Here is a 17,499-nt window from a genome sequence, read left to right as displayed (position 1 = left end):
AATGACTACAGTTCAAGATTGCAAAATGATAGAACTTCCCGTAATAAATGATGTTAGAGGGAATTTAGCGTTTGTTCAGGAAGGTTTTTTGCCTTTTAATTTTAAAAGGGTTTATTATCTTTTCGATGTGCCGAGTACAGCTTATCGAGGTGGTCATTCCCATATTAGACAACAACAGTTAATCATTCCTTTAAGCGGGAGTTTCGAAATAGTTTTGAACGATGGGCAATCTTCAAAAACAATTTTACTGAATAAACCGAATGCCGGATTGCATATACCTACTGGAATTTGGAGGGAATTGCAAAATTTTTCCTCAGGAGCGGTTTGTTTGGTTTTAGCTGAAGATATTTTTTCTGAATCGGATTATATTCGTGATTATCAAGAATTTTTAGCGTCCAAATAATGAAATTGCTCTTCATTGCTCCAACGATTTCCAATTTTGGAGGCGTGCCTAAAATTTGTCTGACTCGAGCTGATTATTGCGCAAGAGTTTGGGGTGACAAGGTGCATTTTATTTCCCAAAACGAAGCCGGTAAAAAGCCGTTTTTCGATGTGGATGCTTCCATAATTTTTCACAATATCGAACTCGGAAAAAAAAATCTAATTTTTTTTAGTTCCTACATAAAACAGGTTCAGGCCTTGGTTAATTCCATTCAACCGGATATTATTTTGGTCTTTGATAACGGGCTGAAGGCATTTTTACTTCCGTATTTTCTAAAAACATCGGCCAAAACCGTATTTGAATGCCACAGTGCTTTGGATGTTCAGGAACAAAGCACTACAGTTTTATTTGACCGAATTGGTGCTCCTCTGTATAAAATCTTTAAAAAAGCAGCTGTAAAACGTTACGACTTGTTTTTAGCCTTGTCAAAGGCGAGTGTTAATGAATGGAAGGTTAGGAAGAATTATGTAATTGTGCCAAATTTTGTTGAGAATAAAACCGGAAAAATTGCTTCATTGCATGGTAAAACGGTTTTGGCCGTAGCCCGAAATGCTTACGAAAAAGGACTTGACCGAATGCTCGATATCTGGCAAAATGTAAGTCAGCAAAATCAAGATTGGAAGTTACAGCTTATTACAACTGAAACCGGTTTTTTTGATGTCAAACAATTGATAGCTGAAAGGAAGTTGACTAATGTAGAAATTGTTCCGCCACAGCAAAATATTGATGAGTTTTACTCGGAAGCCTCTGTTTATATGTTAACGTCTCATTATGAAGGCTTTCCATTGGTACTGCTCGAGGCAATGGCTTTTGGTTTGGTTGTTATCGCCTATAATTGTCCCATTGGCCCACGGGAAATAGTTAAAAATAATGAAAACGGCCTCTTGATTGAAAATAATAATCAAGAAGAGTACATCTCAAAATTGAATTTATTGCTGAAAAATTTTGACAGTAGAGAAAAACTTCAACATCAGGCAATTGCAAGAGCATCACAATTTTCTTTGGAAGAAATGATGACTGCGTTTAATCTGAAAGTAAGGTTAGGCTAAACTTCTAAGAAAGGCAAATGTTTTATTTTTTCAAAAAGTTTACTCTTTTGGACTACGTAAGGATTGTTTAAGGTAGTTTCTGCATCAATTTCCGGTAATTCTTTTTCGGCAATACCGTTTTTAACGAAGAAAAGATTGTTCCCGTATGAATTCGAGCCTACCAATCGGTATCCTTTTTCTTTTCCTAATTTTACAAGTGCCGAAGTTGACGCGCCATAATACAAATCCTGATTTGGATTTTTAGAGCTGGTATGCTGGTAAGGAACAACCAAACTTCTGTTTCCAAATGCAACCTGACTTTCAATAATAACTACTTTAGGTTCAATGGTTTTTAATACTTTCCAGATCCAGTAATCATTGCTGTCAATGTCGATGGAAAGTAATTCGATTTTCCCTTTGAAGTTTTCCTCAAGAATAATCTGGTTGATGTTTTGTGTAGTGATTACAGCTTGTTTAAATTTAGGTTTTAGCGTCCAGGGGTTTGGATATTTAGCGTAAAATTTTTCACCGATGGACAATGCGGTCTTATCGGCATCGATAAAAAGTCCGTTCCAGCCAAAATTTATTGCAAAATTAGCGCAATTGCTGTTTATTCCGTCATCAGAGCCGATATCTACAAACTGTTTGTTGCCCATTCCGATGATTGAAAAAATGTAAAGAAGTTTTCCGTCTTCTTCAAATTGTGAAAAAACTTTAAAACCTGTGGTGTTAAAATCGATTTTTTCCCCGGACTTTATTTTGTCTTGATAAAATTGAAACAACTGAACCTGACCGATTTGCACGGCGGGCGAGAATTTATCCTTGATCCAGAATACGTATAAATACTTCTTTAAAAACTGTTTTATCATTGGAATAATGCTTTAGATGATTGCAGTTAATTATAAATCTTAAATGTAAAAATAGTATTTTTGGATTCAAATGAAAGATACTACGTTAAACATTGTTAGTTTTGATAATCCGTATCCCCCAAATTATGGTGGTGTAATAGATGTTTTTTACAAAGTAAAAGCTTTGCACGATATTGGTTATACTATTCATTTGCATTGTTTTGCAAAAGAAATTCCCCAGTCGTATGAAGAACTTAAAGCGATAAGCGCTCAGGTTTATTTTTATCCGATCAAGGAATTCCCGTTTTATTTTTTCAGTAAATTGCCTTTCTCGGTTATCTCGAGAAGTGACAGTAAACTGGCTGAGAATTTAGCCAAAATCAAGGCGCCGATTCTTTTTGAAGGGCTGAAAACAACGTGTTTGATTAATGATTCACGTCTTAAAGACCACAAAAAAATACTAAGGCTTCAAAACATAGAAGAAGATTATTTTGATGGAATTTCTAAAAGCGAGCAATCGGTTTTAAAAAAGATTCTCTTTAAAATGGAAGCTTATAAGTACCGAAACTACAAAGAGGTTTTTTCTTCGGTTGATGAAATTATCACGCTTTCAAAATTTGAAAATTCCATGACCGAGAAATATCATGTAAACACTGCTTATGTGCCTGTTTTTCATGGAAATGATACGGTTTTGCCCTTGGAAGGTTTTGGTGAATATTCCATTTATCACGGTGATTTGAATACCTCAGACAATAAAAAATGTGTAGAGTTTCTGGTTGAGGTTTTTAAAAAATTACCCAATCGAAAGCTTGTTATTGCTTCGGGTTCCAATGAGGAATTTGTTAAACGATTAATCGGAACTTTTCAAAATATAGAATTTGTATTGCTTAAAGATTTTGAGCATTTAAAAGAACTGCTTCAGAAATCGCACATCAGTATAAGTTGGTCGTTTCAGAAATCGGGCACTAAATTAAAATCCATAAATTCGTTGTTCAATACTAGGTTTTGTATTATCAATGAAAATATTATTGATGATGAAACGGTTTCTGATTTATGTGTCTTGGTAAAAACAGAAGAAGAGTTAATTAATCAGATTCAGCAGTTGTCTGAGCAGTCTTTTTCAGATTATCTTAAAAGAAAAGCGGTATTGGAAAGCTATATGAGTGATATTCATAACGCAAAAAAAATTGAATCCTTGATTTCCCAAATGCAATGAAAAGAGAAGCGATAGCACAATTGATTTTAGAAAAATTAGAGCAGAATAAAGAGGTTCTTCAAAACCAATTTAACCTGAGCAAAGAAGGAATCGGTTATTTCTTTTTAGACGATTTGCTTCCTGAATCACTTGCAATGGAAATTTACAGTGTTTTTCCAAAACCTCAGGAAATGGTTCTGAAAAAAAGCATTCGTGAGAATAAATATGTAGCAGCTCAAATGAATCACTATAATCCGTTACTTGAGGAAGTTATCTATGCTTTTCAGGATAAAAGAATAGTGAAATTGGTAGGCGAAATTTGTGGTATTGAACAAACCTTACCTGATGATAATTTGTATGCTGGAGGGCTTTCACTAATGGCGCACAAACAGTTTTTAAACCCGCATCTGGACAATTCTCATGATAAAGACCGAAACCTGTGGCGTGTACTAAATTTGTTGTATTATGTAACTCCAAACTGGGAAGAAAGCTACGGAGGTAATCTCGAATTGTGGCCAGAAGGTTTGAATCATAAACAAATTACCATTCACAGTAAGTTCAACAGACTGGCGGTAATGGCCACACACAATTATTCATTGCACTCTGTTTCTCCCGTAGTTTATCAAGGGGAGCGCTGTTGTGTTTCCAATTACTATTTTTCGGAAAAGTCACTGCTGGAATCGGCAAATTTTCATGTAACTTCTTTTCGCGGCAGGCCAGAAAACAAACTAACAGATTTAGTGCTGCAATGCGACACCTGGCTTCGAATGAATATCCGAAAAGTGTTTAAAAAGGGCATCAAAGAAAACCCTCATGTTTATAAAAAGGATAAGTAATTAAACCGTACGCTGTACTACTTCGAAGAGTTGTCCGTTTTCACACTTTAAAGTTTTCGATGGGAATTTCATCAGTAAAGCATAATCGTGCGTTGCCATGATGATGGTTTTTCCGTTTTGATTGATTTGCTTTAAAACCTCCATTACTTCCACACTGGTTTGTGGGTCAAGGTTTCCGGTTGGCTCATCGGCTAAAATCAATTCAGGATCATTTAATAAGGCTCGGGCAATAGCTACACGCTGTTGTTCTCCTCCGGAAAGCTGGTGCGGCATTTTACCAGTCATTGATTTCATACCCACTTTGTCCAGAACTTCTTCAATTTTAACTTGAATTTCCTCTTTTTCAGACCATCCTGTAGCTCGTAAAACGAATTCTAGGTTGTCATGCACGTTACGGTCCGGAAGTAGTTTAAAATCTTGGAAAACAACGCCTAATTTTCTTCTCAAATAAGGGATGTCACTTTCTTTCAAGGTGTTTAAATTGTAATCTACAATTGTGCCTTCTCCACTGGCTAAATCCAAATCGGCATACAATGTTTTCATAAAACTACTCTTTCCCGAACCGGTTTTCCCGATTACATAAAGAAATTCCCCGTGTTTTACATCAAGGTTGATGTTTGATAAAACAGCGTTTCCATCTTGAAATATTGTTACATTTTTAAGAGAAAGAATTGTTTGTGACATAGTATGAAGATTAATTTTGGTAAAAGTAAGAAGTAGAACGAACTTAATCAAAAAATCATATACATTTTCAGAAATAATTATTTTCCCACCAGTTTTGGTTCGAAATTTGTTGAAAACATATATAATAAACCCCGAAAGCCCCACGTTATTAACCACGGGAATTTGATATATTTGAATGTTTAAAAGCCAAAATTATGCGAAAACTGAATAGGTTTCTTTGTACATCTCTCGTTTTGAGCGCTATAAATCTCTCTGCGCAACAATCTAACATCTATACGCATGAGCTGACCGATTTTGATAAAGCTGTGTCTCTTTATAAAGACCGACAGTATCAAGCGGCTCAAATTCTGTTTGATAAGGTGAAAAGTTCCAATTTAAACGATGAAGTAAAATCGGATTGTGCTTATTACAGTGCCAATTGCGCGATTCGTTTAGAGCAATCCGGAGCCGATGCCATGATGGAAGATTTTGTGGAGAAATACCCAACTTCGTCTAAACAAAATCAAGCGTTTATTGAAGTGGCGCATTATTATTTTGAGCAAAGCAATTATCCGCAAGCTTTAAAGTATTTTGATCGTGTGGATGAAGGTGCCATGACCAACGAAGAGCGCGAGAAATTCAATTTCCAGAAAGGGTATTGTTATTTTTCCGCAAAGAATAAAAAAGAAGCTGAAAAGTATTTCAATAAAGTAGCCAATTCCAAGGAATTCGGGTCACAGGCAAAATACTATTTGGGCTATATGGCTTACGAAACCGATAATTACAAAGAAGCCACACAATATTTCGATCAGGTTCAGGATCAGGACAAATACAAAGAAAAAATGTCCTATTTTCAGGCAGACATGAATTTCAAATTAGGAAATTTCCAGAAAGCCATCGATTTAGGAGTTCCTCAATTATCTAAATCTAATGCAGAAGAGAAATCAGAGCTTAATAAAATTATTGGGGAAAGCTATTTCAACTTAAAGCAATACGATAAAGCGCTTCCGTATTTGAAAGAATACCGTGGTAAAAAAGGAAAATGGAACAATACCGATTTCTACCAATTGGGTTATGCTTATTACAAAGCAGGAAATTATGAAAGTGCCATCGGTGAATTCAATAAAATTGTTGGTGGGCAAGATAGTGTTGCTCAAAACGCCTATTATCATTTAGGGGAAAGTTATCTGAAGCTGAACAAAAAACAGGAAGCTTTGAATGCTTTCAAAAATGCTTCGGAAATGGCTTTTGATGCGAAAATTCAGGAAGATGCCTATCTGAATTACGCCAAATTGAGCTACGAAATCGGAAATCCTTACCAAAGTGTACCGGAAGTGTTGATGGGCTACATGACTAAATATCCGAATACGCCTTATAAACAGGAAATCGAGAATTTGTTGATTAATTCGTACATTACGTCTAAAAACTACAAGGAAGCGTTGTCGCTTTTGGAGAAAAACAAAAATCCTCAAAATCGTCAGGCCTATCAGAAAGTAGCGTTTTACAGAGGTTTGGAATTGTACACCGACGGAAATTATCAGGAAGCTTTAGCGCTATTCAAAAAATCGATTGCAGAGCCAAGAGACGCCAAGTTTACCGCGCGCGCAACTTTCTGGAAAGGAGAAACCGAGTACAATCTGGATCAGTTTAATGAAGCTTTGATCAGTTTCAAGCAATTCACGGGTTCTTCGGAAGCTAAAAATGTTCCCGAAGCCAAAAACGCTGATTATAATATCGCTTACACCTATTTCAAATTAAAGGAATATGAAAACGCTGCAAAACACTTTCAGGATTATGTGAGTACTGCAAAAGGAGATAATGTACGTTTAACGGATGCTTATTTACGTATGGCCGACAGCTATTTCGTGTCAACAAAATATTATCCAGCGATGGAAGCTTACAATAAAGCTATCGAATTGCGTAGTGTTGATGCTGATTACGCACATTTCCAAAAAGCGATTTCGTATGGTTTTGTTGGGAAGAACGACAAGAAAATTGAAGATCTGAATTCGTTCATGAAACTCCATGCAAAATCGCAATACGCCGACGATGCTTTATACGAATTAGGAAACACTTATGTTACTCAAAACAATGTAAACAAAGCAGTTGAAACTTACGACCGTTTGAAAAATGATTACAAAACGAGTTCCTATGTTTCCAAGGCGATTTTGCGTCAAGGGTTGGTGTATTACAACAACGATAACGATCAGCAGGCACTTACCAAATTCAAGGAAGTGGTTTCTAAGTTTCCAAGAACTGAAGAAGCTACCGAGGCTGTTGCCACCGCGCGTTTAATCTATATGGATAACAATAAAGTGGATGAATATGCAGCTTGGGTAAAAACACTTGATTTCGTAGAAGTTTCCAATGCTGATTTGGATAACGATACTTACAACGCAGCCGAAAAACAATATTTGCAGAACAACGCCAAACAAGCGATTTCAGGGTTTAGTGGTTATTTAGCAAACTTCCCGAACGGGTTGCATGCCCTGAAAGCAAATTTTTATTTGGCACAACTTTATTTTGCCGATGGTTTAGCTAACAATGCTATTCCAAATTATGAATATGTAATCAGTAAATCTAGAAATGAATATACGGAGCAATCCTTAGCGCGTTTGAGTGAGATTCATCTGAAAAACAAAACATACGACAAAGCCATTCCGGTGTTGAAACGCTTGGAAACCGAAGCCGATTTCCCTCAAAACGTGACTTTTGCACAATCCAATCTGATGAAATGCTACTACGAGGGCAAAGATTATCCGAATGCGGTAATTTACGCCGATAAAGTATTAGCAAATTCGAAAACGGACGACAAAGTCAAAAGTGATGCGCAAATTATCGTAGCGCGTTCCGCTATCAAAACCAACGATGAGGTAAAAGCTAAAGAAGCCTATGCAAAACTTCAGAAAATAGCAAAAGGAGAATTAGCAGCAGAAGCTTTGTATTATGATGCGTATTTCAAAAATAAAGAAGGGAAATTTGAGCCATCGAACACAGTGGTTCAGAAATTAGCAAAAGATTATTCCGGTTACAAGTACTTTGGTGCCAAAGGATTAATCGTAATGGCTAAAAACTTCTATGGATTAAAAGACAGCTTCCAGGCAACCTACATTCTGGAAAGTGTAATCAAGAATTTTGCCCAATACGAAGATGTGGTAACTGAAGCGCAAACCGAACTCGATTTTATTAAAGGGGAAGAAGCCAAACGTAATTCATCCATAACAAACTAACTATAAGCCACAATTAAAAATTTAAGAGATGAGGAAGACTTTCAAATATATAGCAGCAGCAGGTTTGTTTTTTACAGGATTACAAACTTTCGCACAAAAGAAAGATGAAAATATCGGAACTGAGGTAGTAAATGTTGTAAAGCCATATACACCAACCATTTCCGATGCGTTTAAAGTAAAAGAAACTCCGGTAATCGAAGATGAGGTCAATACCGATAAAGAGGAAATCAAGTACAATATTTTCTCGTTTCCGGTAGCTTCAACCTTTACGCCTGCAAAGGGAAAGGCTGCTTCGGTAGATAAATCGGCAAAGGAGAAAATCTTTAAAAATTATGCAACTTTTGGTGTGGGTAATTACGGAACCATCAACGGGGAATTATTCATTACCGAAAACCTGAACAGCACCGATTATGTAGGCGGAATGTTACGTCATTTATCTTCCCAAGGCGGAATTAACGATGTAAAATTAGATGATAAATACTACGATACCTCACTGGATTTAACCTATGGAAGCCGAACCAAAGCCATGGACTGGAACGCCGATTTAGGTTATAAACATCAAATGTACAACTGGTACGGATTACCAACTGAATTTGTTACGTTTACCGATGATGCAATTGGTCTTATTGACGAAGGACAGACGTATCAGACTTTGTCTTTAGGTGCAAAACTGGGAATGAAAGACAGTGCTTTGGAGGAAACATCACTTCAATTTAAACGCTTCTGGGATTCGCATGGTTCACAGGAAAATCGATTTTTTGTAAAACCGGCCATTAATTTTGAAGTGGACAACTTTAAATTTAAATCCGGATTTGTAGTGGATTATGTTGGAGGTAGTTTTGAAAAAGATTACTTCAATACAGGCGATATTTCATACTCTTATTTGAATTTTGGAGCACAACCGGCTATTCTTTTACAACAAGATGATTTGTCTGTACAAGCCGGGGCAGGTTTTTTCTACAGTGTAGGGAAATATAACGATGAGAGCGATAACAAGTTTTATATTTTTCCACAAGTTAAAGCTTCTTACAAGTTAGTGGGTGATATTATGATTGCTTATGCCGGAGCCGAAGGAACATTGAAACAAAACACTTTTGCAGATTTTGCTCAGGAAAACAAATTCGTTTCACCAACCTTAACCATTGCGCCAACCAATCAGCAATACGATGTTTATGTGGGAATGAAAGGAAAATTGGCCAACACGGTAACGTTCAATGTTAGAGGTTCTTATATGGCTGAAGATGATAAAGCCTTTTTCATGGCAAATCCTTATGGGACGAATTCCAATAAAGATGGATATGCTTACGGGAATTCTTTCGGGGTGGTTTATGATAACCTAACTACAATCAGTGTTTTCGGAGAATTGAAAATGGATTTTTCAAAAAATGCAACTTTCGGAATTAACGGAACGTTTTACAATTATTCAACCGATCAAGACGAAGCATGGAATATGCCTAATTTGAAAGTTGGAGCCAATTTAGATGTGAACATTACCAAAAAATGGTATGCCGGAACCAATATTTTCTTTGTTGGGGAGCGTAAAGACCAAATCATGATTCAGGATGCAACGGCTGTTTTTCCACCAACTTTTACCGCTCGTAAAGTAACATTGGACAGCTATTTCGATTTGAACGCTCATTTGGGTTACAAACACAACGATCGTTTAACCGGTTTCTTGAAACTGAACAATATTGCCAATCAGCAATACCAAAAATGGATGAATTATCCGGTTCAGGGGTTCCAGTTTTTAATCGGGGCGAATTACAAATTTGATTTCTAAATCGATTTATAAAAGCTAAATTTGAAGCGCGGAAGTTCTCCTTTCGCGTTTTTTTATTTTTATACCATGACGACTTTTAAACAAAAAATACTGCAGCATCATTTAACCTTATTGCAGGATAAAATCGACGTATACTGCGACATGATTTCCGGTTTGGCCGACGATGCTCAAAACGATGCCAAAAGTTCTGCCGGCGATAAACACGAAACCGCTTTGTCCATGATGCATTTGGAACAGGAGAAACTAAGTGCCAAATTGCAGGAAGCGATTCATTTCAAAGAGGTTTTAAGTAAAATCGATGTTTCGGTTGAAAGCAAAAAAGTGATTTTAGGAAGTTTAGTTAAAGCTAATGGTTTGCAGTTGTTTATAAGTGCAGCATTGCCAAAAATTAAAATTGATGGGGTTACTGTTTTAGCACTTTCACCACAGTCGCCTTTAGGTTCACAATTGCTCGGAAAAGAAATCGGAGCCGTTGTTGAGGTAAACGGTTCTAAATTCACCATAACAGCTATTGATTAATTGTTTTTAAATAGTATTGAAGACCATGAAATTAAAATACCTTTTCCTTCTTTTACTCTCGGTTTCGCTTTTAGCACAGAAGAAAAATTCGGAACTCCCAAAGAAAAAACTAAAAGTAGATTTAATCGTAAAAAACGCTAAAGTCTATACCGTAAATAAAGGATTTGAAGTAGTTGAAGCCTTTGCAGTTCAGGATGGGAAAATTGTTGAGGTAGGCAAATCATCAACATTTAAAGATTGGTTTGTAGCCAATAAAACTATTGATGCAAAAGGGAAGTTTATTTATCCGGGGTTTTATGATGCTCACGCACATTTTTACAGCTATGGCTTAAACTTACAGCGTGTTGATTTACGCGGGACTAAAAGTTTTGATGAGGTAATCGCTAAAATTATCACATTTCAAAAAGAGAAAAATCTAGATTACATTCAGGGTAGAGGCTGGGATCAAAACGATTGGCCGGTTAAGGAATTTCCAACTAAAGATCAGCTTGATAAACTTTTCCCCAACACGCCGGTTGCAATTACTAGAATTGACGGTCATGCTTTGTTAGCCAATTCAAAAGCGCTTCAAATGGCTGGAATTACTGCCAAAACCAAAGTGGAAGGTGGTGAAATCGAAGTGAAGAGCGGACAGTTAACGGGAATCATCATAGATAATCCCATGGAATTGGTATACAACAGCATCCCGAAACCTTCAAAACTAACACAAATAAAAGCCCTGCAAGACGCAGAAAAAGTAATGTTCAATTACGGGCTTACTACAATCAACGAAGCGGGCTTAGAACGTGAAACTATTGAATTGATTGATAGTTTGCAACAGGCTAATCAATTGGAGGTTAATATTTACGCAATGGCGATTGCTTCAAAAGAAAATGTAGATTATTATACTCAGCTTGGTATTTATAAAACGGATAAATTAAATGTTCGTTCGTTTAAATTCATGGGGGATGGAGCTTTAGGATCGCGAGGCGCTTGCTTACACAAAGAATATTCCGATAAGCCTAAACATTTTGGAGCCTTGTTGTCTCCTATAAAAGATATTCGTTCCATTGCAAAACAAATCGCAGAATCAGATTATCAGATGAATTCCCATGCGATTGGCGATTCTACCAACACGGTTTTACTTAAAATTTATAAAGAAGTTTTGGATGGAAAACCTAACCGACGCTGGAAAATAGAGCACGCTCAAATTATGCAGGAACAGGATTTCGATTATTTCAAATTGGGAATCATTCCATCGGTACAGCCAACACACGCCACTTCCGATATGTATTGGGCGCAGGACAGAGTGGGAAAGGAGCGTATCAAAAATTCCTATGCTTATAAAAAAATGCTTGACAAAGCTGGTTTAGTAGCTTTAGGAACAGATTTCCCAATTGAAGAAGTGAACCCAATGTACACTTTTTACGCCGCTGTAGCTCGTAAAGATTTAAAGAATTACCCTCAAGGTGGTTTTCAACCTGAAAATGCCTTATCACGAGAAGAAACTCTAAAAGGAATGACCATTTGGGCAGCCTATTCCAATTTTGAAGAAAACGAAAAAGGAAGTCTGGAAAAAGGAAAATGGGCCGATTTTACAATTTTCGACACCAATATTATGACTATGGATATTGATGGAATCCCTTACGTGAAACCTGTAAGTACTTTTATAAAGGGAAAACAAGTGAAATAAAGTTAAAATCTCAGGCGAAAGTTTGGGATTTTTTTGGAGCGAATCGGTTAGGTTTCTTTTGATGCCGTTTTCCTGCTATCCGCTCTACTTCGTGACGCTCCTATCAGGGCTATAGGGCCAATCACTTTACTTTTTGGAGTGTTTTTTGTGTGAAATTTCAATCTGTAATCTAAAATTACTTTTCTGGTATCATTAAGTTGCATTTTTATTGTAAAAATTTCATTTTAAATTAAAAAATGTAATTAAAATTAATTTTAAGGTTTCAGTATAAAACTTTAAAACGCAATTTTGTTTCATAATAAAACTTAAAAGAAACGATTATGTGCGGAATTTTAGCAATCATTGGAAACGAAAAAAAAATAGATACGGCCTTAGTTCAACAACTTTCCAAAAGAATGTCCCATCGTGGGCCCGACGAAAGTGATTTACACATCAATGAAAAAGGTCATATTCTAAGCCACGAGCGTTTATCCATTGTGGATTTGCAAACCGGAAAACAACCCATTCAAGGAACCTCTTCAGCTTGGATGGTGCACAACGGAGAAATCTATAACCATCAAAAATTACGCGATACGGTTTTAAAACATCATTCGTTTCGTACTACTTCCGATTCTGAAGTAATCGTGCATTTGTATGAAGAATTCGGTTATGATTTCTGTGATATGCTGGACGGAATTTTTGCTTTTGTAGTTATTGATGGTGATGATTTTATAGCAGGACGCGATCCGTTGGGAGTGAAACCTTTGTATTACGGAAAAGACAAGGAAGGACGCTTGTACTTCGCCTCAGAAATGAAATCTCTTGCTGATCAATGCGAAACATTCGAAGCCTTTCCTCCGGGGCATTATTATACACCCAAAACTGGTTTTATAAAATATTATCAGCCTAAATGGGAAGACGAAAACTTAGCAGTAGAGAAACTGGATTTGAAAGCCATTCGTGAAACATTAACCGAAGCGGTTCGCAAACGTTTAATGAGCGATGTGCCAATTGGTGTTTTGCTTTCCGGCGGACTGGATTCTTCACTAACGTCTTCAATCGCTTCCCGTTTGCTAAAAGAGATTGACGGTCAAAAACTGCGTTCGTTTTCCATAGGTTTGGATAAAGACGCACCAGATGCTGTTGCAGCAAGAGCTGTAGCAGAATTTTTAGGGACGGAACATCATGAAATCCATTTCACCATTGAGCAAGGAATCGAAATTTTAGATAAGCTTATTTGGCATTTGGAAACTTATGATGTGACCTCAATCCGAGCCAGCACACCAATGTATTTCCTTTCAAAAGCGATTACAGATTTGGGAATCAAAGTGGTACTTTCGGGTGAAGGTTCCGACGAGATTTTCGGAGGATATCTGTATTTTAGAAATGCGCCAAGCATTGCTGATTTTCAGAAGGAAACCATCGAACGCGTGCAACGATTGTCGACCGCTGATTTATTGCGCGCTGATAAATCGACCATGGCACACGGATTGGAAGCAAGGGTTCCTTTTTTGGATAAAGCGTTTCTGGAATTAGCCATCAAAATCCAGCCGCAAGAGAAAATGCCTAAAACCTATGACGGAATCGAAAAATACATCCTCAGAAAAGCTTTTGACACATCAGAGCAGCCTTATTTGCCGGAATCGATTTTATGGCGTCAAAAGGAACAATTTTCCGATGGAGTGGGGTACAACTGGATTGATACCTTGATCGAACATTGTGCTTCTCAGGTTTCCGAAGAAGATTTTGCTCAAGCGGAAGTTTTGTTTCCGTACAACACACCGGCCACAAAAGAAGCCTTTTTTTACAGAACGATATTCCACAAGCATTTTCCACAGGATGATGCTGCCAAAACGGTGCGAAAATGGATTCCGAAATGGCAAATCAATCAGGACCCAAGCGGCAGAGCAAACGTAGCTCACGTAAAAGCCGATACAACGATAGCGGTTTGCGCAGAAAAAGCAATTGTATAGTTTACAATGTGATTAGTTTGTTTGTTTAAAGCGTCGATTTATATCGGCGCTTTTTTGTGGAAAACATTCTCATTTTGTTGATAACTTACTGTTTTATCGGTTCTGTTCTTAGTGTGAAATCGGCTTCAATTTTATATATTTGCTCGTTAGACAAAAAAATACACATTCAGACGATAAATTATGAGCGAAGAAGTAAAAAAGAGCAGTTATTCGGCAGACAGTATTCAGGCGCTTGAAGGAATGGAGCACGTAAGGATGCGTCCTTCGATGTATATTGGTGATACGGGAGTTCGAGGGCTTCACCACTTGGTTTATGAGGTAGTGGACAACTCGATCGATGAGGCGTTAGCCGGACACTGTGATACTATTTTTGTAAGTATTAACGAAGATAATTCCATTACGGTAGAAGATAACGGACGTGGAATTCCAGTAGATATTCATAAAAAAGAAGGAGTTTCCGCATTAGAGGTTGTAATGACCAAAATTGGTGCCGGAGGTAAATTTGACAAAGATTCCTATAAAGTTTCCGGAGGTTTGCACGGGGTTGGGGTGTCGTGTGTTAACGCATTGTCTGACCATTTAAAAGCTACAGTTTTTAGAGAAGGTAAAGTATACGAGCAGGAATACGAAAGAGGTAAAGCGATGTATCCGGTTAAGCAGGTTGGGGAAACCGACAAGCGAGGAACAACGGTTTGGTTCAAGCCGGACGGAACGATCTTTACGCAAACTTTGGAATATTCTTATGATACGTTAGCAGCGCGTATGCGTGAGTTGGCTTTCCTTAACAAAGGAATTACCATTACATTAACGGATAGAAGAGAAACGGACAAAGACGGAAATTATGCCGGAGAAACGTTTCATTCGAAAGAAGGTTTAAAAGAATTCGTTAAATTCCTTGATGGTAACCGTGTGCCAATTATTGGTCATGTAATCAGCATGGAAAACGAAAAAGGAGAGGTTCCGGTTGAAGTGGCGTTAATCTACAATGATAGCTATTCGGAAAATATTTTCTCTTATGTGAATAACATCAATACTCACGAAGGAGGTACGCATTTGCAAGGTTTCCGTATGGGGCTAACCCGTACGTTAAAGAAATATGCTGATGCCTCTGGATTGTTGGATAAATTGAAATTTGAAATTTCAGGAGACGATTTCCGTGAAGGTTTGACTGCGATTATTTCAGTAAAAGTGGCTGAACCTCAATTTGAAGGGCAGACCAAAACCAAATTAGGAAACAGAGAGGTGGTTTCACCGGTTTCCCAAGCGGTTGCTGAGATGTTGGAGAACTACCTTGAGGAAAATCCAAACGATGCAAAAATCATTGTTCAGAAAGTAATCTTAGCGGCTCAGGCACGTCATGCAGCGAAAAAAGCGCGTGAAATGGTGCAACGTAAAACTGTAATGGGTGGCGGTGGATTACCGGGTAAACTTTCCGATTGTTCTGAACAGGATCCTACAAAATGCGAAGTGTTTCTTGTCGAGGGAGACTCGGCGGGTGGAACGGCTAAGCAAGGTCGTGACCGTGCATTCCAAGCGATTATGCCATTACGTGGTAAGATTTTGAATGTGGAAAAAGCAATGCACCATAAGGTGTTTGAAAACGAAGAGATTCGTAATATTTTCACAGCTTTGGGAGTAACCATTGGTACAGAAGAGGATAGTAAAGCTTTGAATCTTGAAAAATTGCGTTACCATAAAGTAGTCATCATGTGTGATGCCGACGTGGATGGTAGCCACATTTCTACATTAATCTTGACCTTTTTCTTCCGTTATATGAAAGAGTTGATTGAGAACGGATATGTTTACATCGCAACACCTCCTTTGTATATGGTGAAAAAAGGTAATAAAAAGGAGTATGCTTGGAACGATACGCAGCGTGATGAGATTTCAGAGCGTATGGGCGGGGGAACAAGTATTCAGCGTTATAAAGGTCTTGGGGAGATGAACGCAGAGCAGTTATGGGAAACAACCATGAACCCTGAGTTCAGGACTTTGCGTCAGGTCTCTATTGATAGTTTAGCAGAAGCTGACCGTATCTTCTCGATGCTTATGGGGGATGAAGTTCCGCCTCGTAGAGAGTTTATTGAGAAAAACGCAGCGTATGCAAAAATCGACGCGTAATTTTATGCAAATACATAGAAAAGACTTCCAAATGGAAGTCTTTTTTGTTTGTTAAATCTTTGTATTTTTAATGTTTATTTTTCTAAAATAACTAGGATAGGTCTTTTTTTTTCGTACTTTCGGAAAAATTTAACCAACCCAAAAATTATATAATATCATGAAAGTAACAATAGTTGGCGCTGGAAACGTAGGTGCCACTTGTGCAGACGTAATCTCTTACAGAGGAATTGCAAGCGAAGTAGTTTTATTGGATATCAAAGAAGGTTTTGCAGAAGGTAAAGCAATGGATATTTCTCAATGTGCTACAACAACAGGATTCAATACTAAATTAGTTGGTTCTACCAACGACTATTCTAAAACAGCTGGAAGTGATGTAGTGGTTATTACTTCAGGAATTCCAAGAAAACCGGGTATGACTCGTGAGGAGTTAATCGGAATTAATGCGGGAATTGTGAAAGGAGTGGCTGAAAACGTGTTACAACATTCACCAAATGCAATTATTGTTGTGGTTTCCAACCCAATGGACACCATGACGTATTTAACATTAAAAGCTACAGGATTACCTAAAAACAGAATCATCGGAATGGGTGGTGCGTTAGATAGTTCTCGTTTTAAATATTACTTATCAAAAGCGTTAAACAAACCTTCAAATGATGTTGACGGAATGGTAATCGGAGGTCATGGTGATACAACTATGATTCCTTTAACCCGTTTAGCGTCGTATTGTGGTGTTCCGGTTTCAACGTTCCTTTCTCAGGAGGAAATGGATAAGGTGGCTGCTGATACTATGGTTGGAGGAGCAACTTTAACAGGTTTACTTGGTACTTCAGCGTGGTATGCACCTGGAGCTTCGGTAGCTTATTTGGTGGACAGCATCTTAAACGATCAAAAGAAAATGATTCCGTGTTCGGTTTTATTGGAAGGGGAATACGGTCAGACAGACATCTGTATGGGAGTTCCGTGTATCATCGGTAAAAATGGATTGGAGCAAATCGTGGATATTAAATTAAACGATGCTGAGAAAGCACTTTTTGCTAAGAGTGCCGATGCAGTTCGTGCCATGAACGGCGATTTAAAATCGGTTTTAGCATAAACAATTAACAAAATAAGATGAAGGCTGCTTTCGGGCAGTCTTTTTTTTAGATATAATTAAGAAATAAATTGGTAAATAGTATTGTAAAGTATATATTTGCTCGTTTTTGAAAAAAATAAT

13 protein-coding genes are annotated in these 17,499 nt (G+C 37.5%); 11 read left to right on the top strand and 2 right to left on the bottom strand.

Annotated features, from left to right (window positions below):
• Position 1: 1 nt before the first annotated feature.
• Together LZZ90_RS05740 and LZZ90_RS05735 are read left to right on the top strand one after the other, a co-directional pair.
• A complete protein-coding gene (locus LZZ90_RS05740) occupies positions 2 to 403 on the top strand; it encodes an FdtA/QdtA family cupin domain-containing protein (RefSeq protein ID WP_237789737.1) in 402 nt (133 codons plus the stop codon).
• A complete protein-coding gene (locus tag LZZ90_RS05735; protein ID WP_237789736.1) occupies positions 403 to 1,491 on the top strand; it encodes a glycosyltransferase in 1,089 nt (362 codons plus the stop codon). The genes LZZ90_RS05740 and LZZ90_RS05735 overlap by 1 nt, the downstream gene beginning before the upstream one ends.
• On the opposite strand, the gene LZZ90_RS05730 is transcribed toward LZZ90_RS05735, so the two are convergent.
• Entirely contained in the window at positions 1,488 to 2,339 is an 852-nt protein-coding gene (locus LZZ90_RS05730; RefSeq protein WP_237789735.1) for a hypothetical protein, read from the bottom strand. The two genes, LZZ90_RS05735 and LZZ90_RS05730, sit on opposite strands and share 4 nt — an antisense overlap.
• A 70-nt stretch (positions 2,340 to 2,409) precedes the next feature.
• On the opposite strand from LZZ90_RS05730, the gene LZZ90_RS05725 reads away from it, so the two are divergent.
• Together LZZ90_RS05725 and LZZ90_RS05720 are read left to right on the top strand one after the other, a co-directional pair.
• Positions 2,410 to 3,534, top strand: coding sequence for a hypothetical protein (locus tag LZZ90_RS05725; RefSeq protein ID WP_237789734.1), 1,125 nt, complete (start codon positions 2,410 to 2,412; stop codon positions 3,532 to 3,534).
• Positions 3,531 to 4,349, top strand: coding sequence for a 2OG-Fe(II) oxygenase (locus LZZ90_RS05720; RefSeq protein WP_237789733.1), 819 nt, complete (start codon positions 3,531 to 3,533; stop codon positions 4,347 to 4,349). Before LZZ90_RS05725 ends, LZZ90_RS05720 begins: the two co-directional genes overlap by 4 nt.
• Here the strand turns inward: LZZ90_RS05720 and LZZ90_RS05715 are convergent, their stop codons facing one another.
• Positions 4,350 to 5,033, bottom strand: a complete 684-nt coding sequence (locus tag LZZ90_RS05715; protein WP_237789732.1) for a cell division ATP-binding protein FtsE — start codon at positions 5,031 to 5,033, stop codon at positions 4,350 to 4,352.
• A gap of 194 nt (positions 5,034 to 5,227) precedes the next feature.
• Here LZZ90_RS05715 and LZZ90_RS05710 point away from each other — a divergent pair, with 194 nt between their 5' ends.
• The 7 genes from LZZ90_RS05710 (at position 5,228) to LZZ90_RS05680 (ending at position 17,379) form a co-directional block, all read left to right on the top strand.
• Positions 5,228 to 8,242, top strand: coding sequence for a tetratricopeptide repeat protein (locus LZZ90_RS05710; RefSeq protein ID WP_237789731.1), 3,015 nt, complete (start codon positions 5,228 to 5,230; stop codon positions 8,240 to 8,242).
• 28 nt (positions 8,243 to 8,270) lie between these two features.
• The gene (locus LZZ90_RS05705) at positions 8,271 to 10,022 is read left to right on the top strand and encodes a TonB-dependent receptor (protein ID WP_237789730.1); all 1,752 of its coding nucleotides are present in this window, start codon (positions 8,271 to 8,273) and stop codon (positions 10,020 to 10,022) included.
• Between the two features lie 66 nt (positions 10,023 to 10,088).
• On the top strand, positions 10,089 to 10,541 hold the full coding sequence (locus tag LZZ90_RS05700; protein ID WP_237789729.1) for a GreA/GreB family elongation factor: 453 nt from the start codon (positions 10,089 to 10,091) through the stop codon (positions 10,539 to 10,541).
• A gap of 25 nt (positions 10,542 to 10,566) precedes the next feature.
• Positions 10,567 to 12,213, top strand: coding sequence for an amidohydrolase (locus LZZ90_RS05695; RefSeq protein WP_237789728.1), 1,647 nt, complete (start codon positions 10,567 to 10,569; stop codon positions 12,211 to 12,213).
• 320 nt (positions 12,214 to 12,533) lie between these two features.
• A complete protein-coding gene (gene asnB, locus LZZ90_RS05690; protein ID WP_237789727.1) occupies positions 12,534 to 14,165 on the top strand; it encodes an asparagine synthase B in 1,632 nt (543 codons plus the stop codon).
• A 180-nt stretch (positions 14,166 to 14,345) separates the two neighbouring features.
• On the top strand, positions 14,346 to 16,286 hold the full coding sequence (gene gyrB / locus LZZ90_RS05685; protein ID WP_237789726.1) for a DNA topoisomerase (ATP-hydrolyzing) subunit B: 1,941 nt from the start codon (positions 14,346 to 14,348) through the stop codon (positions 16,284 to 16,286).
• A gap of 157 nt (positions 16,287 to 16,443) precedes the next feature.
• On the top strand, positions 16,444 to 17,379 hold the full coding sequence (locus LZZ90_RS05680; RefSeq protein WP_237789725.1) for a malate dehydrogenase: 936 nt from the start codon (positions 16,444 to 16,446) through the stop codon (positions 17,377 to 17,379).
• The last annotated feature ends 120 nt before the right edge of the window (positions 17,380 to 17,499 follow it).

It is taken from the genome of Flavobacterium sp. SM15, assembly GCF_022012335.1.
Lineage (GTDB): Bacteria > Bacteroidota > Bacteroidia > Flavobacteriales > Flavobacteriaceae > Flavobacterium.
Note: the sequence above shows the minus strand (reverse complement) of the source record. Positions and strands in the feature narration are given on the sequence as shown.

Excerpts from the sequence above, each read along its gene's own strand:
- LZZ90_RS05700 (WP_237789729.1), top strand. The coding sequence starts at position 10,089 with ATGACGACTTTTAAACAAAAAATACTGCAGCATCATTTAACCTTATTG.
- LZZ90_RS05680 (WP_237789725.1), top strand. The coding sequence starts at position 16,444 with ATGAAAGTAACAATAGTTGGCGCTGGAAACGTAGGTGCCACTTGTGCA.
- LZZ90_RS05710 (WP_237789731.1), top strand. The coding sequence starts at position 5,228 with ATGCGAAAACTGAATAGGTTTCTTTGTACATCTCTCGTTTTGAGCGCT.
- LZZ90_RS05695 (WP_237789728.1), top strand. The coding sequence starts at position 10,567 with ATGAAATTAAAATACCTTTTCCTTCTTTTACTCTCGGTTTCGCTTTTA.
- LZZ90_RS05720 (WP_237789733.1), top strand. The coding sequence starts at position 3,531 with ATGAAAAGAGAAGCGATAGCACAATTGATTTTAGAAAAATTAGAGCAG.
- LZZ90_RS05735 (WP_237789736.1), top strand. The coding sequence starts at position 403 with ATGAAATTGCTCTTCATTGCTCCAACGATTTCCAATTTTGGAGGCGTG.
- gyrB (WP_237789726.1), top strand. The coding sequence starts at position 14,346 with ATGAGCGAAGAAGTAAAAAAGAGCAGTTATTCGGCAGACAGTATTCAG.
- LZZ90_RS05730 (WP_237789735.1), bottom strand. The coding sequence starts at position 2,339 with ATGATAAAACAGTTTTTAAAGAAGTATTTATACGTATTCTGGATCAAG.
- LZZ90_RS05705 (WP_237789730.1), top strand. The coding sequence starts at position 8,271 with ATGAGGAAGACTTTCAAATATATAGCAGCAGCAGGTTTGTTTTTTACA.
- asnB (WP_237789727.1), top strand. The coding sequence starts at position 12,534 with ATGTGCGGAATTTTAGCAATCATTGGAAACGAAAAAAAAATAGATACG.
- LZZ90_RS05725 (WP_237789734.1), top strand. The coding sequence starts at position 2,410 with ATGAAAGATACTACGTTAAACATTGTTAGTTTTGATAATCCGTATCCC.
- LZZ90_RS05740 (WP_237789737.1), top strand. The coding sequence starts at position 2 with ATGACTACAGTTCAAGATTGCAAAATGATAGAACTTCCCGTAATAAAT.
- LZZ90_RS05715 (WP_237789732.1), bottom strand. The coding sequence starts at position 5,033 with ATGTCACAAACAATTCTTTCTCTTAAAAATGTAACAATATTTCAAGAT.